We start from the raw sequence: 25,793 nt of genomic DNA, 5'->3' as shown, positions 1-25,793 counted from the left end.
CGCACGGATTGACATCCTCCTCCGGCTAAAGCCGGCGGAATCCCGAGCGTTGGGATATTACGGTTTACAGTCTTCTCGTTCTCTCGGTGTGAACCGTCCGCTCTCGCGGTCGAACAGGAAGACTCTGGGCTGTGCCAACCAGCCGTTACTCATATCCCCTGTCGGGGGACTCTGAGTTATCTTTCGGCGGATGTTTACTGCACCGTTTACGTCTGCGTTTATCGTCGTCTCGCACGACGAACAGACGTACAGACCACGCTCCACTCGGTTGCTGTCACGAATCTGTCCGCAACACGAACACGTCTTACTCGTGTTCTCCTCGTCTACACGGTCAACGAGGATACCGTCTTCCTCGGCTTTGTATTCGAGGAGATGAGCGAATCGGTCGAACTCCCAACCGTGGAGTTTCTTGTTCCCCGACGCACCCCAGTTCCGCGAATCGCCGTTTTCATCCTCGCGGATGTCGCTGAGGTCGCCAACCAGAATCTTCCCCACTCCTTCTTCGACACAGCGTTCAACGATGTGTTTCGAGAGTGTGTGAAGGAAGTGGTCTGTACGCCGGGAGAGTTTCTGCCGGGCTTTCCTCGCACGCTTGCTTGGGCCGTTCTCGCCTTCGGTCTGGTACTCCTCGCGGGTGAAGTAGTGCTTGTCCTCTTTCAGCACGTTCCCCGGATACAGTTCACTCGCCCCGTCTTCGTAGTCGATGGCGAGATAGTTGCTAATGCCGAGATCGATACCTGCCGTGTTGTCGCCGGGTGCGTCTTTGACGGGTATCTCTTTCTTACAGACGAGGTGGAGTTCCCACTCGTCGCCGTTCCAGACGGCACGCACCTGCTGGATGTTCTCGACTTCTACGTCGGGGCGCGTTTCGTACTCTGCGAGGATGAAGTCAGACCGCGACTCTTTCAGGTTGAAGCCTTTCGAGAGGCGAAGTTGACCGTGTTTCGTGTCGTGCTTGATGGCTCGTTTTTTCCACGTGACGGTGGAGCGCGGGTGGTCGTCGCCACGTTTCCGGTAGCCGGGTGGGTTGTTGCCGTCGTCGGAGTTGTACCAGCCCGTGAACGCCTCAGCAAGCTCTTCGAGAACTCGCTGACTTGACTGCGAATGGAGGTCACTGTAGCGTTCGTGGTCTTTCAACTCCGACTTCAATTCGGCTTCGTCAGGTATCTCACCGGTTTTGTCCCATCGTTGTTGGATGTAGTAGCGTCCGACGTTCCACAGTTTGGATGTAGAGAACCCACATTGATCGAGGTCATCACGAACCTGTTGGTGGTTCGTGATGCGTGCGACATAGGTGCGGGTCGTCTCTAACATCGTACTGACTTCATAACACGTTATGTAACAATATAGGTTAAAACTACCGACTGGACGTGGAATATCCGGCTGGGGTGTCGTCGTGGATTGGCGGTCAGAGTGTCGGATTCATCCCGCGCCTAAAGGCGCGGGTATTCTCCTTGCTCTATATAAACGACTACCGACCCGGCTATCGGATCTGGATCTGAGCTGGCGACGATCTGCGCCATCCGCGCCGAAGGCCGCCGAAATCGGAGTCTGGGGAGACCCGCGTTCCACTTCCGGCGCGCGTGGCCGGTTCTTAAGGCCGCGGAGCGCGGAGCCGAACGCGATGAACGGCGGGACGCCAGTCTCCGGGGAGACGCTCCCCGGCGCCGGCGACGAGGACGGCGACGCCCCCGACCGCGTCGTCTGTCACGTCGATATGGACTGCTTTTACGCCTCCTGCGAGCGGCTGCGTCACCCCGACCTCGCGGGCGAACCCGTCGTGGTCGGGATGGGGTACGAGCCGGGCGAGTCGATCGGGGCGGTCGCGACCGCGAGCTACGAGGCCCGCGAGTTCGGCGTCGAGAGCGCGATGCCGATCTCGAAGGCGCTGGAGCTGCTCCCCCGCCGCGTCGACGCGGACCCCGACGACCCGGACGCGCCGGCCCCCGAGGAGACGGGGCGGTACCTCCCCGTCGACCTCGACTTCTACGAGGAGGTGGCGGGCGAGGTGAAGGCGGTCCTGCGCGACTGCGCCGACACCCGCCGCGAGGTGAGCATCGACGAGGCGTACCTCGACGTCACCGACCGGACCTCGTGGGCGGTCGCGGGGGGCGGCGGCGGGACGGCGGACGGTGGCGACGACGATCGGAGCGACACCGACGCCCCGGACCCGCCGCCGAGCGGCGCGGCGGGGCCCGCCGAGGCGCGGACGCTCGCCGAGGGGTACGCTCGCCACGTGAAAGACCGGATCGAGCGGGAGGCCGGCGTGCCGGCGAGCGTCGGCGTCGCGCCGAACATGTCGGCCGCGAAGGTCGCCAGCGACGCCGACAAGCCCGACGGGCTGGTCGTCGTGCCGCCGGGGTCGGTCGCGGAGTTCCTCGCGCCGCTGCCGACCGCCGACGTCCACGGGGTCGGTCCCGTGACCGAGGAGACCCTCGCGGAGCTGGGGATCGAGACCGCGGGCGACCTCGCCGCCGCCGACCGCGACCGACTCGTCGAGGAACTGGGCGAGCGCGGGCCGGAGCTCTCGCGGCGCGCCGCGGGCGACGACGACCGCGAGGTAACGCCGACCGGCCTCCCGAAGAGCCTCTCGCGGGAGTCGGCGCTACCGACGACCGCCGACGAGTCGACGAAGCGGGAGACGGTGTCGGCGCTCGCCGTCGACGTGGCCCGCCGCGCCCGTGATCGGGGCTGCCTGTATCAGACCATCGGGATCAAGGCGGTGGAGCCGCCGTTCGACGTCAACACCCGCGCCCGGAGCCTCCCCGGTCCCGTCGACGACCCGGACCTCGTCGAGGAGGTGGCGCTGGACTTACTCGCCGAGTTCGACGAGACGCGGGTCCGCAAGCTCGGCGTGCGCGTCTCCAAGCTCGACTTCGCCGAGACCGACCAGGCGACGCTCGGCGGGTTCGACGCCGCCGCCGACGCCGCCGACGGCGACCGAGCGCACGGCGGAAACCGAGAGGCACGGAACGAGAGCGGCGACGGCGGCAAGCTCACCGACTGGGTCGACGGGCCGCCGGACCGCGAGGGCGACGAGTCCGGATCGGGGGCGGACCGCGAGCGACGGGGAACCGACGAGGGGCAGGCGTCGCTCGGCGACTGGTCGTGAGCCGCGCTGACGCGTAGATTCAATACGCGGTCGAAACGACTCGCGGGTATGTCCCTCGCTCGCCGCGTCCTCCTCGGCTCGAACCCGAACGGCTCGCCGCGTCGGCATCGACTCCTCGTCCCGCCGCTGTGCTTTCTCGTCTCCTTCGCCGCCTACGCGCTGGGAGTCTTCGCTCACGCCGGCGGGGTCGTGTTCCTCGCGGTCGACGCCGCGGCCCTCGGCGTCCTCGCGGCCGCGGTCCTCGCCTACCGGCGGGCCGGGATCGCGCTCGCGTGGGTCGCCGTCTACGGGGCGCTGCTCGGGAGCAACGCCGACCACTACCTGCTGGGTCTCCCGGGTCGACCCCTCGGGGAGCGCGTCGCCGCGCTCGTCGAACTCGACGGACTCGTCTTCGTCGGCGTCGAGGCCCTCGCGTTGGGGACGGTCGCGTGGGTCGTCGGGACGGCCGCGAGCCGGGCGGTCGACGAGGCCCGAGACCGGCGACGGGACGCTCCCGCCGAGTAGCGCCCCCGCGGAGTGCGGGGATTTAGGTGCCCGAGCGCCGACCCGGACGCATGGACGACCTCTCGTGGGAGACGCTCGACTCGGCCGTCGACTACGCCTGCCCCGGCTTCGACGTGCGCCGGGACGAGGTGCGATTTCCGGACGGCGAGACTGACGGGTTCCACTACGTCGACGAGCCGCCGGCGGTCGTGGTGCTCCCACTGACCCCCGACGGCGACGTCGTCGTCATCGACGAGTGGCGGCAGGCGGTCGGCCGGGTGAACCGCGGGATCCCCGCGGGGACGATGGAGCCGGAGGACGGGGAACCGAAGGACAGCGACTCGGAGAACGGCGATCCCGAGACCACGGACGCTATCGAGCGCGCCGCGGCCCGCGAGCTCGCCGAGGAGACGGGGTACGAGGCGGCCGCCTTCGAGCGGTTGACGACCGTCGAGCCGACGAACGGGATGGCGAACTCGGTCCACCACCACGTGCTGGCGACCGGCTGCGAGCCGACCGCCGAGCGCGAGCTGGACCACAACGAGTCGATCGCGGTCGAGACGGTGCCGTACGACGACCTGCTCGCCGCGGTCGTCGACGACGGCCTGCGCGACGGGCGGGCGGTCACCGCGGTGCTGTGGTACGAACTGCTCCACCGGTAGTCCGGCGGTGCGGGTCGCGGCGGCGTCGTCACCGCGGTCCTCGGAGACGCGCCGGCTTCCGACACGGACAACCATTTTGCCGGGCGGGTCCTACCCGAGGCAATGACAGATCCCTCCAGCGGCGACCTGACCCCGGACGGCGGGGTTCGCGACGAGTTCGACGACATCGACTCGGACCCCGTCTCCGACGACGCCGACGGTCCGGGACGGGGCGGCGGGTCGCCCGGTATCGCGGTCGCGACCGCGCTGGTCCTCGGCGTGCTCGGACCGCTGATCGCGCTCGCGAGCGGGGTCGCGGTCTTCGCGATCGACGCGCTGACCGGCGGCCTCTCCCTGACCGCGAACGTCGCACTCACGCTGTTTTTCGGCCAGTACGTCGCCTTCGGCGGGCTGGCGGTCGGCTACCTCGCGTGGCGCGGCTTCGACCGCGAGGGGATCGTCTCGTACCTCGGCGTCCGGGTGCCGAGCCTCAAGGAGATCGGGATCGTGCTCGGCAGCTGGGTCGTGATCCTCATCCTGATCCTCGCGGTCTCGACGATCGTTCAGCTGCTCGGCACGGAGACCGCGGCGAATCAGAGCGCGGAGCTGGCGATGGGAAACCCGTCGATCATCCCGCTTCTCATCGCCGCGTCGTTCCTCGTCATCGGTCCCTGCGAGGAGATCCTCTACCGCGGCGTCGTCCAGGGACGGCTCCGGGAGTCGCTGCCGGCGGTCCCGTCGATCCTGCTTTCGGCCGCCATCTTCGCGACCATCCACGTGATGGCGCTGACCGGCGGTCTCTCCGCGCGGCTGACGACCGTCTCCATCCTGTTCGTGCCGAGCCTCGTGTTCGGCGCGGTGTACGAGTACACCGAGAACCTCGTCGTCCCCGCGCTGCTCCACGGGCTTCACAACGCCGTGCTGTTCACCGCCCTCTACGTCACGGTGACGCGGGTGGACCCGAGCGACCTCCCGGCGGTTCTCGGGGTCCTCCCGGTCTGAGTCGCGTCCGAGTCGGCCATCGCGCGTGACGCGATCGGCGCGGATCAGTACAGGTCGTCCAGGTCCTCCTCGACGTGCGAGTGCTCCGCGGCCGGGAACTCGCCGCTCGTCACCGCCTCCCGGTACGCCACGACGGCGTCGACCATCTCCCCGCGCACGTCGCCGAACCGCTTCGCGAACGGCGGCGACCACTCGCCCAGCCCGACCGCGTCGTTGATCACCAGCACCTGTCCGTCGCAGTCCGGTCCCGCCCCGATACCGATCGTCGGGATCTCCAGCGCCTCGGTCACCGCGCCCGCGAGGTTCGCCGGCACGTGTTCCAACACGAGCGCGAACGCGCCGGCGTCGGCGTGCGCCCCCGCCAGGTCGATTATCTCCTCGGCGGCGTCCTGCTCGGTCCCCTGTCTGGTGTAGCCGCCGAGCCGGTTCACGTGCTGGGGGGTCAAGCCGAGGTGCGCCATCACCGGGATCCCGACCTCGGTCATGCGCCGGGTCGTCTCGACGGTGTGCGGGCCGCTCTCGATCTTCACCGCGTCCGCGTTCGCCTCCTTCAGCAGGCGCCCCGCGTTGCGCACGGACTCGGCCTCGTCGACGCCGAACGAGAGGAACGGCATGTCGGCGACGACGAGCGCGTCCTCGGTCGCGCGGGCGACCGCCGCGGTCCGGCTCGCGACCTCGTCGAACGTCACGGGGAGGGTGGAGTCGTAGCCGAGGGCGGCGTTGCCCATGCTGTCGCCGACGAGGACCACGTCGATCCCGGCCTCGTCGACGACCGCCGCCGTCGGGGCGTCGTAGGCGGTGAGCATGGTGATCGGATCGTCGCCCTCCCGGAGTCCCCGCGTCGTGGTCATGCCTCGGAGTCACCCCCGCGACGCCGTAAAATCGTCGGGAACCGGAAAGGCGGCGCGGCGGTTCCCCGGACGCACTCGACGATCCGGCGGCGACCGCCCCGGATCGCCGACCGCCACCGATTTGCCGCTCGCCCCCCGAGTCCGTCGCGTGCAACCAGTCGAGCGGGCCGAGTACGAGGGGGTCGACTACGCGTGGGTGATGCAGACGACGTTCGTCGTCACCATCCTCGTCGGCGCCCCCGCCGTGGCCCTGCTGTCGACGCTCGTGACGCTGGAGTCGTGGGGGGCGCGCGCCGCGTTCGCGGTCCGGGTCGGCGCCCCGATATGGTTCGTCACCGCGGTCGCCGTCGCGCTGTACGCGAGACGGACCGAGGCGGGCGACGGCGGGGCGGGCGAGGACGGGGCGGGCGAGGACGGGGCGGGCGAGGGCGACTCGGACGGTGGCGACTCGGACGAGGCCGACGGCGCCGGCGGAGACGACACAGACGCCGAAGCGGAAAGAGACGATTGAGCGCGGGCGCCGGCCCTCCCTTCTCGGCGCGCGCTACTCGGCGAGGAGATCCGAGACCCACGCGAAGTCGACGCCGCCGCGCTCGGCGGTGACCGCGTCGCTCCGCGAGTCGCCGACGAACAGGGCGTCCTCGGGCGCCGCGCCGAGTCGATCGATCGCCGCGAGCAGCGACTCCGGGTCCGGCTTGTAGCTCTCGACCGTGTCTCGACCGACGATCGCGTCCGAGACGACGGCCTCGTCGAGTCCGTGGGTCTCGACCGCGATCCGGCAGGCCTCCTCGCAGTTGAGCGAGCAGACGCCCGCGGGGGGATGCGGACCGCCGCCGTCCGCGGTTTCGCTCAGTCGATCCCCGAGCGGGAGCCGCGCGGACTCGCGAGCGCCAGGGCGCTCGTGGAGCGCGATCGCCTCCTCGACCTCGGCGCGGATCCCGTACTCGTCGGCCGCGCCGAGCAGCTTCCACAGCTCCTCAGTCGGCGGAATGAGCGCGCGCTCGGCGTACACGTCGAGGACCGCGTCCGCGACGGCGTCCCAGTCGACCGCGAGTTCGACGAGGGTGCCGTCGAGGTCGTAGACGACCGCGTCGTACCCGGCGAGCGGCGAGTCGGAGACGACAGGTTCCTCGTCGAATCCGGGGGTCACTCGCCGAACACCCCCCGGGCGATGATCGTCTTCTGGATCTCGGTCGTCCCCTCGTAGATCTCCGTGATCTTCGCGTCGCGGTAGAGGCGCTCGACGTCGAACTCGGTCGTGTAGCCGTAGCCGCCGTGGATCTGGACCGCCTCGTTCGTCACCGAGGTGGCGGCCTCGCTGGCGCGGTACTTCGCCTTCGAGGCCGCGACGCGGTAGTCCTCGCCCGCCTCCGCCTGCCGGCAGGCCTCGCGGACGAGCAGCCGCGCGGCCGATACGTCCGTCGACATCTCCGCGACCTTGTGCCGGATCGTCTGGATGTCCGCGATCGGCCGGTCGAACTGCTCGCGCTCCGTCGCGTACGACTCCGCCTCGTCGAGCGCGGCCTGCGCGACGCCGACCGCCTGCGCCGCGATGCCGATCCGGCCCTCGGTGAGCGTCCGGAAGGCCGCCGAAAGCCCCTTCCCCGGCTCGGTGAGCCGGTTCTCGGCGGGGACCCGGCAGTCGTCGAACGTGATCCCGGTCGTGTCCGACGCGCGCAGCCCGAGCTTCTCCTCCTTCTTACCGACCTCGAAGCCGTCCGTGTCCGCCGGGACGAGGAACTGGGTGATCGCGTCGTCGGTCTCGTCGGGACCGCCGTCGCCGTCCTCGCGCGCGACCTTCGCGAAGACGATGGCCACGCCGCCCCGCCGCCCGTTCGTGATCCACTGCTTCTCGCCGTTCAGGACATACTCGTCGGTATCGGCGTCGTAGGTCGCGGTCGTCGACATCTCCGCCGGGTTCGAGCCGGCGTGCGGCTCGGAGAGACAGAACATGCCGACCGGCCGGCCCGTCTCCGCCATCTCCGGGAGCCACGTCTCGCGCTGTTCGTCCGTGCCGAACTCGGCGAGACAGGAGGTCGCGAGGCAGTGGACGGAGAGCGCGGTGGCGACCGCGAGCGACCCGTGAGCCAGCGCCTCGTTGACGACCGCGTAGGTCGTCTCGTCGGCGCCGAACCCGCCGTGCTCCTCGGGGACCGTCAGCCCCGTCAGGCCGAGTTCCGCCAGCCCGTCCCACACGTCCTCCGGGAACGTCTCCGTCTCGTCCGCCGCCGCGGCCGTCGGTCGGACCTCCTCGGCCGCGAACTCCTCGACGAGGTCGCGGATCGCCGCCTGCTCGTCGGTGAGCGCCGACCCGACGCGTGCTCCGGTCATGTCACCGACTTCGCTCCCTCACCGAAAAAGGTGAGCGATCGGAAGGGGATTGCGGCGTCGACTCGCCTTACTCCCCCGCCTCGCGCGCCTCCCAGAGCGGGTACAGTTCGTCCCGGGGCGGCCCCGCGAGCGGCTCCCCGTCGATCCGGACGGTCCCCGCCGCCCCATCGCCGCTCTCGCCGCCCTCGGCGGACTCGACGACGCCGATCGCCGCCCCCTCGATCCCGGCCGCGTCGAGCGCGCCGAGCGCGTCCTCGACCCGCTCCGGCGGGACGGCCGCCAGCAGCGCGCCGGAGCCGAACGTCGCGAGGGGGTCGACGCCGAGCGCGTCACAGCAGGCCCGGGTCTCGGGCCGGACCGGGACGGCGTCGCGCTCGACGGCGAGAACGGTCTCGCTCGCGGACGCCATCTCGAGGAGCGCGGTCGCCACGCCGCCCTCGGTCGGGTCGTGGAGCGCGGTCGCGGCGTCGCGGACCGCGGCCGCGTCGGGGACGACGCTCACCTCCTCGAGGAACCCGGCGGCGGCGTCGAGCGTCGCGGCCGGGACGCCCGCCTCGCGACACTCCTCGCGGAAGTCGGTCGCGAGGATCGCCGTCGCCTCGATCGCCGCCCCCTTGGTGAGCAGGAGCCGGTCGCCCGGCTCCGTGCCGCCGCTCGACACGAAGCGGTCCGTCGTCCCCAGCGCCGTCATCGAGCAGAGGGGACGGTCGAGCGCGTCGAGCACCTCGGTGTGGCCCCCGACGACCGCGACGCCGAGGTCGCGCGCGGTCGCGTCGACCTGATCGGCGACGGTCCGGAGCCGGGCGGGGTCGTCGTCGGGGAGGAACAGGGTGTGCGTGAGCCATCGCGGGTCGGCGCCGCTGGCCGCGACGTCGTTACAGGCGACGTGGACCGCGAGCGTTCCGACCGACTCCGCGGCCAGCGAGAGGGGGTCGGCCGCGACGACCAAGGTCTCCCCGGCGCCGGTCAGGTCGATCGCGGCCGCGTCCTCGCCGTAGGCCGGTCCCTGCGTCACCGCGCCGTCGGCCGCGCCGGTCGCCGCGAGCGCCGCCGCGAGCGCGTCGGGACCGAGCTTGCCGGTCATCGCTCGCGGAGCCACGCCGCGACGGCCTCGGGGTCGGCGTCGAGCCCGCCGCCCTGCGCGAACGTCGGGCCTCCCCCGCCGCCGCCGCCGAACTCGTCGGTGACCGCGTCCACGGCGTCGCCGGCGTCGATTTCAGTGTCGGCGTCGATCGCGTCGCCGTCGACCGCGACCACGACGAACGGAGCGTCGCCGGTGCCGACCGCGGCGAGGGCGTCGAGGTCGTCGTCGCCCCCGACCGCCGAGGTCGCCGGCTCTCGGAGCTCGTTCGGGTCGGCGTCGTCGACGGTCCCGATCGCCCAGCGCGCGCCGTCGACCTCGGCGGTCGGGAACTCGCGCAGGCGGGCGGCGAGCAGCTCCTCGCGGGCGTCTCGCAGGGCCGCCTCAAGTCGGTCGGTCTCCTCGCGGAGCCGAGAAACGGCGTCCGGGAGGTCGCCGACGCGCGCGTCGAGCGTCGTCGCGGCGTCGAGCGCGGCGCCGTGGACCGCGCCGATCTGGTCTATCGCGGTCGGGCCGACCGCGAACTCGACGCGGGTCACGCCCTCTCCGGGGTTCGACCGGTCCAGCACCGTTATCGGGCCGATCTCCGCGGTGTTCTCGACGTGGGTGCCGCCGCAGGCGGCGACGTCCCAGGGGTCGGCGTCCGGGTCCGCCGCCGCGTCGCCCCCGGCGGCCACGTCGCTCCCGGCCGCCGCGTCGCTCCCGGCCGCCGCGTCGCTCCCGACCGTTACGACGCGGACCGCGTCGCCGCGCATCGCGCCCTCCTCGGTCTTGGTGTTGAACGCGATCCCGTCGATCGCGCGGGCCTCGTCGGCCGAGTGGGTCGCCCACGAGACGGGCAGCGAGTCCCAGACGGCGCGGTTGGCGAGTCGCTCCAGCTCGATCAGGTCGCCGTCGTCCAGCGGCTCGGCGGTCGTGAGGTCGACGCGGACCTTCGTCTCGGAGATGTCGAAGCCGGCGTAGCCGAGGTCGTCGGCGATCCGGCGCGCGGCGCCGTACAGCACGTGCGAGGCGGTGTGCGCCCGGGCGCAGTAGGTGCGAAAGGCGTCGTCGACGAGGCCCGTGACCTCGTCGCCCGGTACGAGATCGATATCGGCGTCGGGGTCGAGGGCGTGGACGACCTCCCCCGCCCGCTCGACCACGTCGTCGACGAGGTGGCCGTCGAGCGTCCCCCTGTCGGCCGGCTGGCCGCCGGACTCGGGGTAGAAGTACGTCTCGTCGAGGACGACCTCGCGGCCGTCGACGCGGTCGACCGTCGCTTCGAACTCCCGGACCGTCGGCTCGGCCGGCGCGCGTGAAGCGGTCATTGCCGGGTCGTAGGCGCGGTCGGGTAAATAGGTGGCCGCCGTGGTATCGTTTATAAATGAACGAGGCGGTGCGGTGGCGCGTGCCTGCGAGGCCGCTCTGCGGCCGAGCAGCACGCGCGAGGGACGCGGTGAGAGAGGGGCGACCGGAGGGAGCCCCGAGCGAACCGCGAGGCTGGGGAGGCACGAGGTGTGGTTGCTGGGCGGGGCGGGAATCGAAGGGGCAGCCGGGAGGACGAAGCACACCGACGTAAGGACCGCAAGGAGCGAGCAACGCGAGCGACTGAGGACCGCAGCGAGGTGCGCGAGTCCTCCCGGCTGGGGCTTCGGGAGTGTTCGCCGTGGCCACAGAGACGGATGACTGGACGGTCGCGGTGTGCGCTATCGCCTACAAACGATCAAAAACCGCGTTCCGCTCAGCCTTCGAGTTCGAACGCGACCTCGACTTCGGCCTGATACTCGCGGTCGGCGTCCCCCTGAAGCTCGACCCCGAACTCCTCGACCTCCGCCCAGTAGACGTTCTCCAGCGTGTCCTCGGCGCGGTCAATGGCCTCGTCGGCCGCGGCGTCGAAGCTCTCGTCGCTCGTCCCGATCAGCGTTATCTTCTTGAATACCATGTCGCGTGCTGGTAGGGAACACGGGGGGATAAAAATACGCGTCCTCGGACGCGCCGAGACGCGACACGGCCGGGAGCGGACCTATCAGCGTTAAATACGGATCACACAGGCAGATAGTAAGTATTTGAATGCCGACTATTTTTAAAATATATCAGTACACGAATCTCAAGATCGCGCTCAGACAACCATTAAACCCGTCTTAGGACCGATTTAGTTCGAATAGGCGTATAAGTTTCAGACGTATGTAATTATAATCGTAGCAATATATGTGGGCTTGCGTAGGCTTAATAACGCAGTTCTATCAGATGATCGTGATGTCTGTTGAAGAAGACGTTAACGAGATACAGTGGAAGCTCGGCTGGAATCCCAAGATAACGATCATCGCCGTGACGGTCCTGTTCACGATCGTCGGGGCCGCGATCGACGCCGTCGGGACGTTCTTCGTGCTCGGGATACTGGCCGGCGGCGCGGTCTACGTCTGGGGTACCCGGACGATCAACGACAACTACGACTCGTTCCTGTCGCGGTTCATCTCCGAGTCCGAGCGGAAAGGGGCCCGCGGGATCGAGGTCGACTCCGCGAACACGTACAGCCTCACCTACGGGATGGGCGACTCGCCGCCGCTCGTGGAGCCGTCGAAGACGTACAAGACGAACACGCTCGTCGTCACGGACGCGTCGGTGAACGTCAACAAGGGCGCGGAGTTCGACATGAAATCCCGGGAGAGCGTCGCCGGCGGGAGCAACCGCGAGCTGTACTACGACCAGATCTCGGCGGTGGAGTCCCACCAGGACGGGCGCCGCAGCGTGTTGGAGATCCGGACCTCCGGCGGCGACACGATCGGCGTCGGCTCCACGAACACGGACACGGTCGACGCGGCGATGAGCGACGTCCGCAAGCGCGTCAGAGAAGCCAAGCGCTGAGCGGCGTCGAGACGGAGAGGCCGCGCGTCGCACGAGCGTTCACGAAACCGGTCGCTCGAAGGACGGGCGGCGGTCAGTCAACAGACGGGCGGCGGAGACGCGGGGTCGCCGTCCCCGATTACGGGCTTCCCGGCGCGCCTTCCATCACGGCGAAGTCCTCGCCGTCGCGGTCGATGCCGATGACCGCCCAGTCGTAGGGGGGTTTCGCGGAGACGAGCCGTTCCTGGAGGTCGGCCGCGCGGTCGCGCCACGTGACGAAACACCGGAGCCGCGGTGTGTCACCGCCGTCCGCGAGATACGGATCGAGGTCGTCGTCGTCCAGACACAGCACCGTCACGAGCACGCGCCGCCACTTGCGTTCCGCGACGAACTCTCGTCCGCCCTCGGAGACGGTGTATCCCAGTTCGCGGAAGACGTCTCTGGCCTCGGTCGTCGGGGGGATGCTCGCGGTGGCCATCTACGCCGAGATTCGGCGCCAACCGTGATAAACTTTCTCACGATTTCGGTCGCGGAGAATTAGAGCACCGGCCGGAACGCCTGGGAGAGCCGCGGACACCTCACTCGTGGGCGGCGTCCCACTCGTCCGGCTTCCGGAGGTTTCCGCACTCGGTACACTGGATCCGTCCCATCGTGTCCATCGCGGTGTCGAACGACTCGCAGTTGCCACAGCGGAACCCCCAGCGGGACTCGCCCGCCTCGTCCTCGAACACGAGGTAGAAGGGACCGTCCGCCCCGCGCTCGGTTCGCGACCGGTCGGTGTACACCCGCTCCCCGCTCGGCGTCGTCGACGCTTCCAGACTCATGGCTCCCGCTACCCGGCGGAGCGACTTAAGCGGCGGACTCACGACTCGCGGAGCAGGAAGGGAAACGAAACCCGGGCCGCAGGCGAAACCGCTACGTCCGGAACGACTCGCCGCAGCCGCACTCGGAGACGACGTTCGGGTTCTCGACCTCGAAGCCGGCCGCCTGAAGCCCGTGTTCGTAGTCGAGCGTGCTCCCGCCGATGTAGTTCTTGCTCGCGGGGTCGACGAACACCCGAAGCCCGTGGTGTTCCACGACGAGGTCGTCGTCCTCCGGCTCGGTGTCGAATCGCATGCCGTACGACAGCCCCGCGCAGCCGCCCTGCTGGACGAACAGCCGCAGTCCGGCGATGTCGGTGTCGAGGCCCTCGCCTTCCAGAAGCGAGAGCGCCTCCTCGGCGGCGTCCGGGGTCACCTCGATCGCCGGGTCGTTCCCCTCGCTCCCGGTGTCGGCCGGTTCGGTACTCATGCGAACGCGTTCGGCGCGGACACTCAAAACCCTGCCGGCGGGAGCAGTTCGGACGACCGAGACGGTCGGAGGAAACCGGCGAACCGCGGTCCCAGTTTCAGGACCTCTCGCTTTCGGGACCGATCGCCCCGGAATCGACGAGATCGACGAGTTCCCGGAGGCTCCCGATCTCCACGGTCGGTTCCACGTCGAGGGCGCGGCCCGCGTTGTGGTCGCGCCTGAGGAACGCGCTGTCGAGTCCCGCGCGCTCGGCGGCGATAACGTCGGTCGCGCGGTCGCCGACGTATATCCCGCCGGTCGCGTCCAGCGCGTCGAGCGCCTCGTTCAGGTAGTGCGGGTCGGGCTTCCGCCGCCGGAACCCGTCGGGACCGAGGTCGCGGCCGCGGACGAACGCGAACGCGTCGAGCCGGAAGTGGTCGACGACGAACTCGACGGTCGGGTGGTAGTTGTTGCTCACGAGACCGATCGGCGCGCGGTCGGCCAGCGCGTCGAGCGCGTCCGCGTCGCGGTGGAGGCGTCGCATCCCGGCCGACAGGCGCTCGACGGCTCGTTTCGCGGTCCGCTCTTCGCGCGCCCGGAAGAACCTCGGAGGGTCGACGCCGAGCTCCTCGCAGGCGGCCCGGAACTCGTCGTCGTAGGCGGCGCGCTCCAAGGGCCGCCGGAGCGACGCCGAGGCGGTTAGCCCGCGGTCGTCGAGCGCGTCGTCGAGCGCGCGCGAGCGGACCGCGGGGTCGGTCTCCCTGCCTTCGAGGACCACGCCGTCCATGTCGAAGAGGACGACCGCCCCGTCGCCGAGCGCGGTCATCTCGTCATCCTCCGTGCGGACGCCGAGAGTCCCTCGCTGGCGAGGACGACGCCGAGGATCACGATCAGGATCATCGAGACGGACTGCCAGGCGAAGGCGTTGACCGCGCGGAACAGCTGGACGCCGATCCCGCCGGCGCCGACGAACCCGAGGATCGTCGAGTCGCGGACGTTGATGTCCCACCGGTAGACGCTGAGACCGACGAGCGCGGGCTTCACCTGCGGGAGGATGCCGTACAGCAGCACCTGCGTCGAGGAGGCGCCGGCGGCGCGGACCGCCTCCACCTGCCCGAAGTCGATCTCCTCTATCTCCTCGCCCAGCAGCTTCCCGAGGAAGCCGACGGACCGGAACGCGATGGCGACCGCGCCCGCGAGGGGACCGCTGCCGAACACGACGACGAAGATCAGCGCCCAGACGATCGTGTTCACCGACCGGCTCACGGTGACGACCAGCTTCCCGAGCCAGTAGGTGACCGCGTTCGGCGTCGTGTTCTCCGCCGCGAGCAGCGCGACCGGGACCGCGAGCACCAAGGCGCCGAGCGTGCCGAGCGCCGCGATGTGGAGCGTCTCGACGAGCGGGTCGACGATCTCCGGCGCGTACGCCACGTCCGGCGGGTACATCCGCGTGAGGAGGTCGCGGATCTCCCGCGGGACGGTCTCGACGTTCGTGATCCCGGTGTCGAGGAAGCGCCACGAGGCGACGAAGACGGAGAGCGCGGCGAGCACCCCGACGAATCGGCCGATCCGGCGGCGCCGGTCGAACCGCCGCCACGAGCGCGCGGCGTCGACCTCGCTCATTGGTACCTCCGTCTGACGGCCGCGCTGACTCCCTCGGCGACGAGGACGACCGCGATGATCGCCACGAGGATAGCGGAGACGTACTGGAAGGAGTAGCGGTTGAACGCGGTGAGCAGCACGGAGCCGATCCCCCCCGCGCCGACGATGCCGACGACCGTCGAGGTCCGGATGTTGATGTCCCAGCGGTACACCGACAGGCCCGCAAATCTGGGGATTATCTGCGGGACGACGCCGTACACGAGCGTCTGGACCGGGGACGCGCCCGTCGCCCGCACGGCGTCGACGCTCCCCATGTCGATGTCCTCTAAGTCCTCCGCGAGCAGCTTCGCGAAGAAGCCGACCGTCTTGAAGGTGATCGTGATGATCCCGGCGAGCGGACCGAGTCCGACCGCCTTCACGACGAGGATTGCGACGATGATCGCGTTGAGCGCGCGCGACAGCGAGATGAACCCGCGGTTGAGGTAGTACAGCGGCTTCGGCGAGAGGTTCTCCGCGGCCATGAACGCGACCGGGACGCTGATCGCGATCCCCGTCACCGTCGATATCATCGCCATGGCGACGCTCTCGACCATCTTGTCGACGATCCGCTGCGCCTGTCGCGGGGTCGCCTCCGGCGGGAGGAAGTCGCCGAGCAGCGTCAGCCCGCGGCCGAACCCGCGGGCGATCCGCGCCGGATCGGCGCCGATCCCCCACGCCGACCAGAGGAAGAAGCCGACGACCGCGAGGTACGCCGCCCACTTGAACTCCCGCCGGCCGAACGCCGTCGGTCGCCGCCAACTGCGCCGTTCGGTCGCCATCTCAGGACCCACCCGAGGTCGACCGGTCCGGGGCGCGACCGTCCGCCGAGACGACGCCGTCCCGGACGACCGAGTCGTTCGCGGCGCCGTCCTCAATCACCGCCTCGGACTCGGACGCGGTCGGCTCGCGCGATTCCGGGGGGTCGCCGCCGCGGTACACGCGGTCGAGCGCGTCGTCGCCCAGATCGTCCGCCGACCCCTCGAAGACGACCTCGCCGTCGTGGAGTCCGACGATGCGGTCGGCGTGGTCGACCGCGAGGTCGACCTCGTGGATGTTGATCAGCACGGGCACCTCCCGCTCGGCGGCGATCTCCGTGAGCAGCCGCATCACCGTGTTCGACGTCTCGGGGTCGAGGCTGGAGGTCGGCTCGTCGACGAGCAGGATCTTCGGCTGCTGGACGACGGCGCGGGCGATGCCGACGCGCTGGCGCTGCCCGCCCGACAGCTCGTCGACGCGCTTGTTCTCCATGTCCGCGAGACCGACGCGCTCTAACACCTCGTAGGCGCGTTCGACGTCCTCCGGCGGGAAGTTCCGGCGGAACGCGCGCCACGCGGAGACGTAGCCGAGCCGCCCGGTGAGCACGTTCTCCATCACGGTGAGCCGCTCGACGAGGTTGTACTCCTGAAATATCATTCCGATGTCGCGGCGCGCCGCGCGGAGGCCGTCGTCGTCGAGCGCGGTGAGGTCGGTCCCGTCGAGTTCGACCGTCCCCGCGGTCGGCTCGGTGAGCCGGTTGACGCACCTGATGAAGGTGCTCTTCCCGGCGCCGCTCGGGCCGATCATCGCGGTCGTCTCGCTGCCGTCGACGGTGAGGTCGACGCCCTTCAGCGCCTCGTCGCCGCTCTCGTAGGTCTTCCGCAGACCGGTGACGTCCAGCGTCATCCGCGTCTCACTCGCTCAGCGCGCCCTGCGTGTACTCGACGTCGTTGTACCGCTGGATGACCATGATATCGTACCAGTGGCGCCGGTACTCGATCGGGACGTACTCCTCGTACCCGGTGCGCTCGGCGTACGCCGTCCCGGCGAAGTCGGAGTCGAGCCACGCGTTCCGGATCCCCTCCTGGATGTCGGGGTGGAGGTTGTAGCGGTACGCGACCGGCCCGTTGGGGAACGGGTTCGACGCCCAGACGACCTTGAACTCGTCGAAGCTCAGGTTGCTGTCGGCCTCGACGGTGTCGAGGAAGCAGGTCGAGCAGATCGGCCCGGCGTCGTAGTCGCCGGCGGCGATGCCGCGCGTGGTCTGCGAGTGGCCGCCGGAGAAGTTGATCTCGTAGTCCTCGCCGGCGGTCACGTCGAAGTACTGGTCGAACAGCGCCGACGGCGCCTGGTGGCCTGAGTTCGAGGCCGGCTCCGCGTGGGCCATCCGCACGTCGTCGTTCGCGAAGTCCTCGACGCTCTGGATCCCGTCTGCGTCGGCCCGCGTCGTCGCGAACAGCCGGTAGCCGAACGAGCCGTCCGGCGCGATGCCGGCCGTGAACGGGACCGCCCCGGCGAGGTTCACCGCGAAGCACGTCGTCCCCGTCGAGAAGTTCGCGATGTGGGCCCGCTCGGAGCGCATCGCCTCCACGGAGGCGGCGTAGCTGTTGACGCGGTTGTACTCGACCGGGAGACCGGTCTCCTCCTCGATACGGTCGAAGACCGCCTGGAAGTCCTCCTCGTAGCGCCCCTGGACGTCCTCGCTCGGGCTCTCGGTGAAGACGAGCGTGTCGGGTTCGAGCCACTCGCTCTCGTCGTCGGGAGTTTCCTGAACCGGCTCGCCGTGCGGGACCTCGTCGACCTCGCGGCTCCCCATGCTCTCTAAGTCGGTGCGGCTCCCGCGCTCGTAGCCCGCGTCGATGAGGGGGGTCGAGAGGTAGTTGTTCTCCTCCCAGTTCGGACTCTCGGGGTCGAACTCGCTCGCGTCCGCCAGCAGCGGGTCGCCCGACTCCCCGGAGCCGCCGTCGCCCGAGGCGGAGTTCGTACTGCTGGAGGCGCCGTCTCCGCCGGAGCCGCCGTCGCCGCCGGTGCTTCCCGAGCCGCCGGAACACCCGGCGAGTCCGGTGATCGCCGCCGCGCCCCCGGCCAGAAGGAACCGCCGCCTGGAACTCGATTCGTGCCGTCTCCCGGTGTGGTCCACCATTACGGATTGATAGCCCGTTTTTCGGGGCAAGAAGGCTGCTATGAGCCGAATATGGCGTGTCGTACCGGTTCGTGACGGTCCAAACCGGAACGTACCGATCGGACCGCTACGAGTGGAAAAGTGTCGTATAACTCGGTATATATCGCTCCGGAGACGAGGCGGCGGACGAAGACGCGGCTCGGTGGGCGAAGGCGGCTCGGCGGACGGAGAAGGAGGCTCGGTAGACGGCGAACGGCCGGCCGACCTACTCGAACCGCTTCCGGACGCTCTCGGCGTGGGCCTCGAGTCCCTCGGCGTCCGCGAGCGACGTGATCGTCTCGGAGAGGTCGTCGAGGGCGTCGCGATCGAGCCGCTGGACCGTCGACGACCGGAGGAAGGTGTCGACTGAGAGCCCGCCGTACCGCTTCGCGCCGCCGTTCGTCGGCAGCACGTGGTTCGTCCCGGCCGCGTAATCCCCGGCGGCGACGGGCGAGTACGGGCCGAGGAAGACGGAACCGGCGTTCGTGATCCGGTCTAACAGCGCCTCGTCGTCGTCGGCCACGATCGAGAGGTGCTCGGCGGCGTACTCCTCGGCGAACAGCACGGCCTCGGGCATCGATCGCGCGTGGAGGACGCCGGAGGCGTCGTTGTCGAGGGCGGCCCGGATCGTCTCCTCGCGCTCGCGCTCGGCGGCCTGCGCGTCGACCGCGTCGGCGACCGCGTCGGCGAGGTCGGCGTCTGCGGTGACCGCGACCACGGAGGCGTTCGGGTCGTGTTCGGCCTGCGCGACCAGATCGGCCGCGACCAGTTCGGGGTCGGCCGTCTCGTCGGCGAGGACGAGCACCTCGCTCGGCCCGGCGAGGAAGTCGATCTCGACGTCGCCCTGCACGATCGACTTGGCGGCGGTGACCCACTTGTTGCCCGGGCCGACCACCTTCTGTGCCCGCGTCACCGTCTCCGTCCCGTACGCGAGCGCGGCGATAGCCTGCGCGCCGCCGACCTGGTACACCGCGTCCGCGCCCGCCTCGTGGATCGCCGCGAGGGTGACCGGGTTGAGTTCGTCGGCCGGCGGGGTCGCGACCGCGACGTGGTCGACGCCCGCGACGACCGCGGGGATGACGCCCATCAGCGCGCTGGAGGGGTACGCGGCCGCGCCGCCGGGCACGTACACCCCGACGCGGTCGATGGGGCGGAAGCGCCGCCCCAGCTCCCGGCCGCCGAAGTCGTCGCGCCAGTCCTCGGGGCGCTGACGCTCGTGGAACTCGCGGATGTTCGCGGCCGCCTCCCGGACCGCGTCGAGGATCGGGTCGTCCGCGTCGGCCAGCTCGTCGTGCGCCCGCTCCGCTTCGTCCGTCACGTCGACGTTGCCGACGGCGACGCCGTCGAACTCCTCGGCGAACTCGCGGACCGCGACGTCACCCTCCTCGCGGACCCGCTCGACGATGCCTCGCACGTCCTCGCGGACCCCCTCGACGCCGGCGTCGCGCTGGAAGAAGGCGCGCCGCTCGGCCGGCGAGAGGTCCGCGACGGTTCGTACGTCCATACGAGTACACGGAGTCGGTGGGGCAAGGGCGTTCCGACTCGGTCAAGTCGGTGTCGTCGACCGAGCGGGCGTCGCGCCGGGCGGAATCGGGCCGCCGGGTCACCCCAGCGGGCGGATCCCGGTCACGTCGAGGAGGGCGAGGACGAAGAGACCGGCCAACAGCGCGGCCGCCGCGAGGAAGACGGGCGCCGACACGGCGACGGCGACCTCGTAGGGCGCCACCAGCCTGGTCATACCGCGGAGGAGGAAGGAGACGAACACGAGTCCGAACGCGGCGACCGCGAGGGCGACGAACCGGGATCGGTCCATGTGGGGCGTTCAGTCCGTCTGCGGGACGCCCGCGCCGTGGGGACCGTGGCCGTGGCGGCGGTCCCGGCTGGGCTCGAAGTCGGTACACATGTCGTAGAACACCGCCTCGGGGTCCCTGTTCCACTGCCACTTCCAGCGGGTGCGGACGAGCAGCGATAGCTTCCGGGCGAACGACAGCTCCGGGGTGGCCGACACCGTGTCGTAGCCGCGATTACGGATGAGGCGGTGGTGGTCGACGTACAGCACCGCCGCGAGCAGCACCGCGAGCTGGCAGTCCTCGGGGAGGTACTTGATCCCTGCGACCCCCTCCTCGTAGAGGCGCTCGGTGCGAGTCATCTCCTCGCGGATCGCGGCCGCGATGCCCTCGTCGAACTCCAACTCGAGCAGCTGTCCCTCGCTCACGCCGTGGCGGCGGAGCGTCTCCAGCGGGAGGTAGATCCGGTCGCGCTCGACGACGTCCTCGCGCACGTCCCGGAGGAAGTTCGTCATCTGGAACGCCTCGCCGAGCTTCGTGGCGTAGGGGAGCGCCTCGGCTTCGATCTCCGGGTCGAGGTCCATGATCGCCGTCATCATCCGCCCGACGGCGGCCGCGGAGCCGTCCATGTACGCCTCCAGGTCCGCGTAGGTCTCGTACCGGTCGGTGTCGATGTCGCTTGCCATCGCGTCCACGAACGAGTGGACGTCCTCGTCGCGGATCCCATTGCGGTCGCACACCTCGGCGAACGCCTCCAACACCGGGTCGTCGGTCGGCTCCTCGCCGAGCGCGGCCGCCCGGAGTCGGTCGAGTTCGGCCCGCTGTCCGGCCGGCGGCGCGGTGTCCTCGGCGTCGACGACCTCGTCGGCGATCCGGAAGAACCCGTACAGCACGTACGTCGGATGGCGAATCCGCTGCGGCAGCAGCCGGGTGGCGACGTGGAACGTCTTCCCGGTGCGGCGCTGGATCCGCTTGCTCCGGACAACCTGCTTTTGCTCTACCATGCTGACCTCGGAAGGTCGGCGTGGAGGGTCTCATACGGGTCGCCCATCATAAAAGAAAAATCGGCCTCCAAGAACATAACAGTTCGCACGACCCAGTCTGGTTCTCCGTCACCCCTGATAATTCCGGCGACTCTCGGGTGCGCGACGCGAGGTCGAGATTAGTAGAACGTGTCGCTACAGTCGTACACGACGCCGTGAGACGGGCAGACGTACTTACAGTGTCGATGGTACATCGGCGTCTCGCAGACCGGGCACGGGCGGCCGCCGTCCTCCGCGGTTCCGTCGGTCATGGCGGAGACACGGGCCGCAGGATCAAAACACTGTCCGACGACCCGCACCGCATCCGACGGCATCCGCCCCGTGGACCCTGACCAGTCAGCCGCTTCGGTCGGTCCGGCGACCAATCACTCGTCGTCGGCCAGTCGGTCGTACACGGACCGGGCGACCGACTCCTCACCGAACGGGAGCGTCAGCACGCCTTCCCACTCGGAGCCGGTAAGCTCGTCGACCGTCTCCCGGTTGAGTTCGACGCGTCGGACTTCGGTCCCATCGAGCGACATCGACACCACGAACGCCGCCGGGTCGTCGGTCGCGCCCGCGTCTTCGAGACGGCTTCGGAACGACTCGACGCCCGCGTCGGAGAGCACAACCTGAACGAGGTACTCGCCGTCCTGGGAGAAGACGCCCTTGACGCGGTCAAGGTCGCTCGCGTCGAACAGCAGCGTGTCGGTCCCGTCGTCGCCGCTGAGCCGGGCCACGAACGGCGCGTCGGGAGCGACGGCGGCCGACGACGGCCGGTCGTCACCGCTTTCGCCGGCGGCGTTGCCGTCCGCCGGTCCCGGGCCGTCGCCGCCGACGCCGTCGAGCGCCTCGCCGTCCGTCACCTGCGTCGCGCCCGCGAAGCCGACGGCGCCGACCGCACAGACCGCGCCGAGACCGCCGAGTACGCCGCGCCGAGAGATGTCCATGCTTCGCGGTTCCGGCGAGCGGTGAAAAGAGTTACACGCCGGTTGTCGCGCGTGATAATCGAGGTTCGGGTCCTACTCGGACGCGAAGCCGACCTCGTCGCGGGTTGTCGTCTCGCCGAACAGCCAGTCGGCGTGGTCGACGGCGTACTCGCGGTGCTCCTCGGTGATGTAGCCGAGCGCGTCCTCGACGACGACCGGACGGTAGTCGCGGAGTCCCGCGCTGCCCGCGGTGTGGAGGACGCAGACGTTCGCGAGCGTGCCGCAGATCAGGAGATCGCGGATCCCGTGCGCGTCGAGGAACCCCTCCAGATCGGTCCGATAGAAGGCGTCGTAGGTGTGCTTCTCGACGACGCGGTCGTCGTCGCGCACGTCGAGGTCGGCGACGAGTTCGGCGTCCCACGACCCCTCGACGACGTGTTCGCCCCACCGGTCGAACTCGTCGTAGTAGTGGGTGTCGTCGAACTGGTCCGGCGGGTGTACGTCGCGGGTGTAGACGACGGACGCGCCGGCGTCGCGGGCGCGCTCAACGAGCGCCGTCACCGGCTCGATCGCCGCCTCGCTCGCCTCGGCGTAGAGGCTCCCGTCCGGGTGACAGAACCCGTTTTGCATGTCGACGACGACCACCGCGGTCTTGGTCGGATCGAACGCCATACCGGGGGTTAGAGCGCGCTCCTCAAAAACCGTCGTCCCGGTCCCCGATCACGTCGGCGGCGGTCCGTCGCGGAGGGCCGAACCGGACCGAAAAATCCGCCGGCCGCGACGCCGAAGGAACCGACAAACTACTTACCGGGGCGTCCGATACGACTCGTATGCGACGGGTCCTCACCCTCTCGACCGCGGCCGCCGCCGTCGCCGCGGTCGCCGTCCTGTGTGTCGCGTTCACCGCCGGCGCCGCCGCGGCCCCGGACGCCGGCTCGGTCTCCGCCGCGTCCGGCGGCGGGCCGGCAGCGCCGGGCGAAACGCCCTCCGCGTCCGCCGACGAGTGCGGGCCGGGGGACGGAACCGATCTCGTCGGCTGCTGGAACGGGACCCACTACGAGGAGTCGGTCGACTTCGAGGAGACGGACGGCCTCAACGAGACGCAGTTGGAGGCCCTGACGGACCTGACGATGGCGCGCGTCGAACACGTCCGGCAGCGCCCCTTCCGCGAGGACGTGCCGGTCGAGACGGTCTCGCGGAGCGAGTACGCCGACGACACCGCGAGCGGGGGGAACAGCTCCGAGGCGTTCCGGCGCTGGAACGACCAGGTGTGGCGGGCGCTGTTCGTCGTCGGCGACGAGACGAACGCCAACGACGAGATCGACTCGGTGTTCGGCGGCGCGGTCTCCGGCTTCTACTCGCCCGCCGAAGACCGGATCGTCATCGTCGTCCCCGACGGCGAGTCCCCGGACATCGATCCCTCGACGCTCGCCCACGAGCTGCTCCACGCGATGCAAGACCAGTACCACGACCTCACCGACCCGCGCTACGTCGGCGTCACCCAGGACGGGGACCTCGCGGTCGACGGGATCGTCGAGGGGGAGGCGGTCCACGTCGAGGAGCGGTACGCGGCCCGCTGTGCGGACAACTGGACCTGCGCCGAGGCGCCCGAGGGCGGCGGCGGTGGCGGCTCGACGAGCTACAACGTCGGTATCCTCCAGACCGTCCTCCAGCCGTACGGTGACGGCGCGCTCTACGTCCGCGAACTCGTCGACGAGGGCGGGTGGGCGGCCGTCAACGAGACGATGAACGACCCGCCGGGGTCGACGGCGGAGGTCATCCACCGGGACCCCGACTACCGGACGAGCAACGTCAGCTTCGAGGACGCCGCGACCGACGGGTGGGAGACGTACCCGGACCAGGGTGTCGACGGCGCGGAGACCGCGGGCGAGGCGTCGATGTTCGTGATGTTCTGGTATCAGAGCGCTGGAGTACAGTTCGATGGCGGATACGAGTACTCGATTCTCGATCCCGAGCGATCCGTCGCACAGAATTACAACATCCACCTCCAAACTGACGCACAGCTCCAAACCCGGGCGACCTACAACTACGCGCACCCCGTGACCGACGGGTGGGCGGGCGACGAGCTGTACCCCTACCGGAACGGGGACCGCGACGGCTACGTCTGGGCGACGGAGTGGCAGACCGAGGCGGACGCCGCCGCGTTCCGCGACGCCTACGTCCGGATGTTGACGGCCCACGGCGACGGCGACTACGCGGACGAGACCGTGTACACCATCGGCGACGACAGCGACTTCCCCGGCGCGTACGGCGTCGAGCGCGACGGGACGAGCGTGACGATAACCCACGCGCCGTCCCCCGAGGGCGTCCTCGAACTCCGGCCGGACGCCGACCTCGCGCTCCCAGACACCGACGGGGCAGACGGGAGCGACGGCGGTGACGGGGGCGACGACGGCGACGGGAGCGGCGACGGCGGTGACGGGAGCGACGCCGACGGCGGTGAAAACGAAAGCGACGGCGGTGACGGGAGCGACGACGGGGACGACGGCGACGACAACAGCACCGGCAACAGCGCGCCCGGGTTCGGCGTCGGGGCGGCGCTCGTCGCCCTCGTGGCCGCGCTGGGGCTGTCCGCGCGCAGGGCGACGTAAGCCGCCGGTTCCCGGAGCGGGGTCGTCGCGGGTCCGCCGCGACACGGGTGGCTTTTCGTTCCCGCGGCCGAACCGTCGGGCATGAGCGAGTTCGACATCGTCGACGCGGCCGCGGTCCGAGAGGGACGCGCGACCGACGCGTACTTCGAGCGGACCGAGACGGCGCTGGAGGCGGCGGGCCGGAACCCCCGCGTCGTCGCCGAGGTGACCGCGGACCAGTTCCCCGACGGGGAGTTCGAGCTGTTCGCCGGGCTGGGCAACGCCGTCGAGCTGCTGTCCGGCCGCGGCGTCGACGTGGACGCGATCCCGGAGGGACGGCTGTTCGACGGCGGCCCGGTGATGCGGATCGAGGGACCGTACCTCGCGTTCGCGCGGCTGGAGACGTCGCTTCTCGGGTTCCTCTCGCACGCGTCCGGGATGGCGACGGCGGCGCTCGACTGCCGGGTCGCCGCGCCGGAGTCGCAGATCCTCTCGTTCGGCGCGCGCCACGTCCACCCCGCGATGACCGCGGCGGTCGAGCGGTCGGCGCTCCTCGGCGGGTTCGACGGCTTCTCGCACGTCGCCGCCGGCGACCTGATCGGCCGCGAGGCGTCCGGGACGATGCCGCACGCGCTCGCCATCTGCTTCGGGCGCGGCGCACAGGAGGCCGCGTGGCGCGCCTACGACGAGGGCGTCCCGGAGGACGCGCCCCGGATCGCGCTGTGTGACACCTACTCCGACGAGGTCGACGAGGTGCTCCGCGCGGTCGAGACGCTCGGCGACGACCTCGACGGCGTCCGCCTCGACACGACGGGATCCCGGCGCGGCGACTTCCGTCACATCGTCCGAGAGGTCCAGTGGGAACTCGACGCGCGCGGCCACGAGGACGTCGACGTGTACGTCTCCGGCGGACTCGGTCCCGCGGATCTCCGCGCGCTGCGCGACGTCGTCGACGGGTTCGGCGTGGGCGGCTACGTCTCCAACGCGGACCCCGTCGACTTCGCGCTCGACCTCGTGGCCGTCGACGGCGAGCCGGCGGCCAAGCGGGGCAAGCTCTCGGGCGCGAAAGCGGTCTACCGCACCGCCGACGGCGCCCACGCGGTCGGACTCGCGGACCGCTCGGGACCCGAGGGCGCGGAGCCGCTCACGGAGCCGGTGATCCGCGACGGCGAGGTCGTCGACGGCGACGCGTTCGACCTGTCGGCGGCGACGGAGCGGGCGCTCGCCGACGCGGAGGCGGTCGGATACGGGAGCGATCGGTAGTTTCAAACAACATACCTTTTCGGCCGGATCGCACCGTATAGCCCCCATCA

Annotated in this window: 29 protein-coding genes; 8 read left to right on the top strand and 21 right to left on the bottom strand. The window is 70.0% G+C overall.

From position 1 onward, the window contains the following. Positions 1-57 precede the first annotated feature (57 nt). Complete coding sequence (locus J2744_RS05445; protein ID WP_209545505.1) at positions 58-1,314, bottom strand: RNA-guided endonuclease InsQ/TnpB family protein; 1,257 nt, start codon at positions 1,312-1,314, stop codon at positions 58-60. Positions 1,315-1,624: 310 nt separating this feature from the next. Between J2744_RS05445 and J2744_RS05440 the strand changes: the two genes are divergently transcribed. The 4 genes from J2744_RS05440 to J2744_RS05425 all read left to right on the top strand — a co-directional run bounded on the left by J2744_RS05440 (position 1,625) and on the right by J2744_RS05425 (position 5,238). After that, positions 1,625-3,112 (top strand): DNA polymerase Y family protein, encoded by a 1,488-nt coding sequence (locus J2744_RS05440; protein ID WP_209545503.1) that lies wholly within the window; start codon positions 1,625-1,627, stop codon positions 3,110-3,112. Between the two features lie 48 nt (positions 3,113-3,160). Further along, entirely contained in the window at positions 3,161-3,616 is a 456-nt protein-coding gene (locus tag J2744_RS05435) for a hypothetical protein (protein ID WP_209545502.1), read from the top strand. A gap of 50 nt (positions 3,617-3,666) precedes the next feature. Then, on the top strand, positions 3,667-4,257 hold the full coding sequence (locus J2744_RS05430; RefSeq protein ID WP_209545501.1) for an NUDIX hydrolase: 591 nt from the start codon (positions 3,667-3,669) through the stop codon (positions 4,255-4,257). A gap of 102 nt (positions 4,258-4,359) precedes the next feature. Then, a complete protein-coding gene (locus J2744_RS05425; protein ID WP_209545500.1) occupies positions 4,360-5,238 on the top strand; it encodes a CPBP family intramembrane glutamic endopeptidase in 879 nt (292 codons plus the stop codon). Between the two features lie 44 nt (positions 5,239-5,282). On the opposite strand, the gene panB is transcribed toward J2744_RS05425, so the two are convergent. After that, a complete protein-coding gene (gene panB / locus J2744_RS05420; protein ID WP_209545499.1) occupies positions 5,283-6,089 on the bottom strand; it encodes a 3-methyl-2-oxobutanoate hydroxymethyltransferase in 807 nt (268 codons plus the stop codon). Positions 6,090-6,237: 148 nt separating this feature from the next. Between panB and J2744_RS05415 the strand changes: the two genes are divergently transcribed. Beyond that, positions 6,238-6,600 (top strand): DUF5822 domain-containing protein, encoded by a 363-nt coding sequence (locus J2744_RS05415; protein ID WP_209545498.1) that lies wholly within the window; start codon positions 6,238-6,240, stop codon positions 6,598-6,600. A 33-nt stretch (positions 6,601-6,633) separates the two neighbouring features. On the opposite strand, the gene J2744_RS05410 is transcribed toward J2744_RS05415, so the two are convergent. The 5 genes from J2744_RS05410 to J2744_RS05390 form a co-directional block, all read right to left on the bottom strand. Then, positions 6,634-7,239, bottom strand: a complete 606-nt coding sequence (locus tag J2744_RS05410; protein WP_209545497.1) for an HAD family hydrolase — start codon at positions 7,237-7,239, stop codon at positions 6,634-6,636. Next, positions 7,236-8,420 carry an acyl-CoA dehydrogenase family protein gene (locus J2744_RS05405; RefSeq protein WP_209545495.1) on the bottom strand — a complete coding sequence of 395 codons (1,185 nt, stop codon included), beginning with the start codon at positions 8,418-8,420 and terminating at the stop codon, positions 7,236-7,238. Before J2744_RS05405 ends, J2744_RS05410 begins: the two co-directional genes overlap by 4 nt. A 67-nt stretch (positions 8,421-8,487) precedes the next feature. Further along, positions 8,488-9,504, bottom strand: coding sequence for an AIR synthase family protein (locus tag J2744_RS05400; RefSeq protein ID WP_209545714.1), 1,017 nt, complete (start codon positions 9,502-9,504; stop codon positions 8,488-8,490). Continuing rightward, a complete protein-coding gene (locus tag J2744_RS05395; RefSeq protein WP_209545493.1) occupies positions 9,501-10,808 on the bottom strand; it encodes an alanine--tRNA ligase-related protein in 1,308 nt (435 codons plus the stop codon). Before J2744_RS05395 ends, J2744_RS05400 begins: the two co-directional genes overlap by 4 nt. 413 nt (positions 10,809-11,221) lie before the next feature. Beyond that, positions 11,222-11,422 carry a dodecin gene (locus J2744_RS05390; RefSeq protein ID WP_209545491.1) on the bottom strand — a complete coding sequence of 67 codons (201 nt, stop codon included), beginning with the start codon at positions 11,420-11,422 and terminating at the stop codon, positions 11,222-11,224. Positions 11,423-11,736: 314 nt separating this feature from the next. Between J2744_RS05390 and J2744_RS05385 the strand changes: the two genes are divergently transcribed. Further along, positions 11,737-12,345, top strand: a complete 609-nt coding sequence (locus J2744_RS05385) for a hypothetical protein (protein WP_209545489.1) — start codon at positions 11,737-11,739, stop codon at positions 12,343-12,345. 118 nt (positions 12,346-12,463) lie between these two features. Here the strand turns inward: J2744_RS05385 and J2744_RS05380 are convergent, their stop codons facing one another. The 14 genes from J2744_RS05380 to J2744_RS05320 all read right to left on the bottom strand — a co-directional run bounded on the left by J2744_RS05380 (position 12,464) and on the right by J2744_RS05320 (position 22,561). Continuing rightward, the gene (locus J2744_RS05380) at positions 12,464-12,802 is read right to left on the bottom strand and encodes a DUF7116 family protein (RefSeq protein WP_209545486.1); all 339 of its coding nucleotides are present in this window, start codon (positions 12,800-12,802) and stop codon (positions 12,464-12,466) included. 100 nt (positions 12,803-12,902) lie between these two features. Then, positions 12,903-13,148, bottom strand: coding sequence for a DUF5816 domain-containing protein (locus J2744_RS05375; RefSeq protein ID WP_209545484.1), 246 nt, complete (start codon positions 13,146-13,148; stop codon positions 12,903-12,905). A 91-nt stretch (positions 13,149-13,239) separates the two neighbouring features. Then, positions 13,240-13,614 carry a HesB/IscA family protein gene (locus J2744_RS05370; RefSeq protein ID WP_209545481.1) on the bottom strand — a complete coding sequence of 125 codons (375 nt, stop codon included), beginning with the start codon at positions 13,612-13,614 and terminating at the stop codon, positions 13,240-13,242. Positions 13,615-13,711: 97 nt separating this feature from the next. After that, positions 13,712-14,419: an HAD family hydrolase gene (locus J2744_RS05365; RefSeq protein ID WP_209545479.1), complete on the bottom strand. Its 708-nt coding sequence runs from the start codon at positions 14,417-14,419 to the stop codon at positions 13,712-13,714. Next, positions 14,416-15,216 carry a phosphonate ABC transporter, permease protein PhnE gene (gene phnE, locus J2744_RS05360; RefSeq protein ID WP_209545477.1) on the bottom strand — a complete coding sequence of 267 codons (801 nt, stop codon included), beginning with the start codon at positions 15,214-15,216 and terminating at the stop codon, positions 14,416-14,418. The genes J2744_RS05365 and phnE (J2744_RS05360) overlap by 4 nt, the downstream gene beginning before the upstream one ends. Then, positions 15,213-16,013, bottom strand: coding sequence for a phosphonate ABC transporter, permease protein PhnE (gene phnE / locus J2744_RS05355; protein ID WP_209545475.1), 801 nt, complete (start codon positions 16,011-16,013; stop codon positions 15,213-15,215). The genes phnE (J2744_RS05360) and phnE (J2744_RS05355) overlap by 4 nt, the downstream gene beginning before the upstream one ends. 1 nt (position 16,014) lies before the next feature. Further along, positions 16,015-16,896, bottom strand: coding sequence for a phosphonate ABC transporter ATP-binding protein (phnC, locus tag J2744_RS05350; protein WP_209545474.1), 882 nt, complete (start codon positions 16,894-16,896; stop codon positions 16,015-16,017). A 7-nt stretch (positions 16,897-16,903) separates the two neighbouring features. Next, complete coding sequence (phnD, locus tag J2744_RS05345; protein WP_245203202.1) at positions 16,904-18,133, bottom strand: phosphate/phosphite/phosphonate ABC transporter substrate-binding protein; 1,230 nt, start codon at positions 18,131-18,133, stop codon at positions 16,904-16,906. A gap of 244 nt (positions 18,134-18,377) precedes the next feature. Further along, positions 18,378-19,655 (bottom strand): histidinol dehydrogenase, encoded by a 1,278-nt coding sequence (hisD, locus tag J2744_RS05340; protein WP_209545472.1) that lies wholly within the window; start codon positions 19,653-19,655, stop codon positions 18,378-18,380. A gap of 99 nt (positions 19,656-19,754) precedes the next feature. Further along, a complete protein-coding gene (locus J2744_RS05335; protein WP_209545470.1) occupies positions 19,755-19,964 on the bottom strand; it encodes a hypothetical protein in 210 nt (69 codons plus the stop codon). A 9-nt stretch (positions 19,965-19,973) separates the two neighbouring features. Then, a complete protein-coding gene (locus J2744_RS05330; protein WP_209545468.1) occupies positions 19,974-20,942 on the bottom strand; it encodes a phytoene/squalene synthase family protein in 969 nt (322 codons plus the stop codon). A 158-nt stretch (positions 20,943-21,100) separates the two neighbouring features. After that, positions 21,101-21,232, bottom strand: a complete 132-nt coding sequence (locus J2744_RS15400; RefSeq protein WP_280921406.1) for an HVO_2523 family zinc finger protein — start codon at positions 21,230-21,232, stop codon at positions 21,101-21,103. Positions 21,233-21,346: 114 nt separating this feature from the next. After that, entirely contained in the window at positions 21,347-21,910 is a 564-nt protein-coding gene (locus J2744_RS05325) for a hypothetical protein (protein ID WP_209545466.1), read from the bottom strand. A gap of 72 nt (positions 21,911-21,982) precedes the next feature. Then, the gene (locus J2744_RS05320) at positions 21,983-22,561 is read right to left on the bottom strand and encodes a cysteine hydrolase family protein (protein ID WP_209545465.1); all 579 of its coding nucleotides are present in this window, start codon (positions 22,559-22,561) and stop codon (positions 21,983-21,985) included. 158 nt (positions 22,562-22,719) lie between these two features. Between J2744_RS05320 and J2744_RS05315 the strand changes: the two genes are divergently transcribed. Further along, positions 22,720-24,501, top strand: coding sequence for an Hvo_1808 family surface protein (locus tag J2744_RS05315; protein ID WP_209545464.1), 1,782 nt, complete (start codon positions 22,720-22,722; stop codon positions 24,499-24,501). An 81-nt stretch (positions 24,502-24,582) separates the two neighbouring features. Continuing rightward, positions 24,583-25,743 carry a nicotinate phosphoribosyltransferase gene (locus tag J2744_RS05310; protein ID WP_209545461.1) on the top strand — a complete coding sequence of 387 codons (1,161 nt, stop codon included), beginning with the start codon at positions 24,583-24,585 and terminating at the stop codon, positions 25,741-25,743. Positions 25,744-25,793: the final 50 nt, after the last annotated feature.

The organism is Halorubrum trapanicum, from assembly GCF_017873555.1.
Classification (GTDB): domain Archaea; phylum Halobacteriota; class Halobacteria; order Halobacteriales; family Haloferacaceae; genus Halorubrum; species Halorubrum trapanicum.
The sequence above is the reverse complement of the archived record's forward strand: the minus strand, read 5'-3'. Positions and strand labels throughout refer to the sequence as shown.

Coding starts and splice junctions, on each gene's coding strand:
- J2744_RS05445 (WP_209545505.1), bottom strand. CDS start 1,314: ATGTTAGAGACGACCCGCACCTATGTCGCACGCATCACGAACCACCAA.
- J2744_RS05440 (WP_209545503.1), top strand. CDS start 1,625: ATGAACGGCGGGACGCCAGTCTCCGGGGAGACGCTCCCCGGCGCCGGC.
- J2744_RS05435 (WP_209545502.1), top strand. CDS start 3,161: ATGTCCCTCGCTCGCCGCGTCCTCCTCGGCTCGAACCCGAACGGCTCG.
- J2744_RS05430 (WP_209545501.1), top strand. CDS start 3,667: ATGGACGACCTCTCGTGGGAGACGCTCGACTCGGCCGTCGACTACGCC.
- J2744_RS05425 (WP_209545500.1), top strand. CDS start 4,360: ATGACAGATCCCTCCAGCGGCGACCTGACCCCGGACGGCGGGGTTCGC.
- panB (WP_209545499.1), bottom strand. CDS start 6,089: ATGACCACGACGCGGGGACTCCGGGAGGGCGACGATCCGATCACCATG.
- J2744_RS05405 (WP_209545495.1), bottom strand. CDS start 8,420: ATGACCGGAGCACGCGTCGGGTCGGCGCTCACCGACGAGCAGGCGGCG.
- J2744_RS05400 (WP_209545714.1), bottom strand. CDS start 9,504: ATGACCGGCAAGCTCGGTCCCGACGCGCTCGCGGCGGCGCTCGCGGCG.
- J2744_RS05395 (WP_209545493.1), bottom strand. CDS start 10,808: ATGACCGCTTCACGCGCGCCGGCCGAGCCGACGGTCCGGGAGTTCGAA.
- J2744_RS05390 (WP_209545491.1), bottom strand. CDS start 11,422: ATGGTATTCAAGAAGATAACGCTGATCGGGACGAGCGACGAGAGCTTC.
- J2744_RS05385 (WP_209545489.1), top strand. CDS start 11,737: ATGTCTGTTGAAGAAGACGTTAACGAGATACAGTGGAAGCTCGGCTGG.
- J2744_RS05380 (WP_209545486.1), bottom strand. CDS start 12,802: ATGGCCACCGCGAGCATCCCCCCGACGACCGAGGCCAGAGACGTCTTC.
- J2744_RS05375 (WP_209545484.1), bottom strand. CDS start 13,148: ATGAGTCTGGAAGCGTCGACGACGCCGAGCGGGGAGCGGGTGTACACC.
- J2744_RS05370 (WP_209545481.1), bottom strand. CDS start 13,614: ATGAGTACCGAACCGGCCGACACCGGGAGCGAGGGGAACGACCCGGCG.
- J2744_RS05365 (WP_209545479.1), bottom strand. CDS start 14,419: ATGACCGCGCTCGGCGACGGGGCGGTCGTCCTCTTCGACATGGACGGC.
- phnE (WP_209545477.1), bottom strand. CDS start 15,216: ATGAGCGAGGTCGACGCCGCGCGCTCGTGGCGGCGGTTCGACCGGCGC.
- phnE (WP_209545475.1), bottom strand. CDS start 16,013: ATGGCGACCGAACGGCGCAGTTGGCGGCGACCGACGGCGTTCGGCCGG.
- phnC (WP_209545474.1), bottom strand. CDS start 16,896: ATGACGCTGGACGTCACCGGTCTGCGGAAGACCTACGAGAGCGGCGAC.
- phnD (WP_245203202.1), bottom strand. CDS start 18,133: ATGGTGGACCACACCGGGAGACGGCACGAATCGAGTTCCAGGCGGCGG.
- hisD (WP_209545472.1), bottom strand. CDS start 19,655: ATGGACGTACGAACCGTCGCGGACCTCTCGCCGGCCGAGCGGCGCGCC.
- J2744_RS05335 (WP_209545470.1), bottom strand. CDS start 19,964: ATGGACCGATCCCGGTTCGTCGCCCTCGCGGTCGCCGCGTTCGGACTC.
- J2744_RS05330 (WP_209545468.1), bottom strand. CDS start 20,942: ATGGTAGAGCAAAAGCAGGTTGTCCGGAGCAAGCGGATCCAGCGCCGC.
- J2744_RS15400 (WP_280921406.1), bottom strand. CDS start 21,232: ATGACCGACGGAACCGCGGAGGACGGCGGCCGCCCGTGCCCGGTCTGC.
- J2744_RS05325 (WP_209545466.1), bottom strand. CDS start 21,910: ATGGACATCTCTCGGCGCGGCGTACTCGGCGGTCTCGGCGCGGTCTGT.
- J2744_RS05320 (WP_209545465.1), bottom strand. CDS start 22,561: ATGGCGTTCGATCCGACCAAGACCGCGGTGGTCGTCGTCGACATGCAA.
- J2744_RS05315 (WP_209545464.1), top strand. CDS start 22,720: ATGCGACGGGTCCTCACCCTCTCGACCGCGGCCGCCGCCGTCGCCGCG.
- J2744_RS05310 (WP_209545461.1), top strand. CDS start 24,583: ATGAGCGAGTTCGACATCGTCGACGCGGCCGCGGTCCGAGAGGGACGC.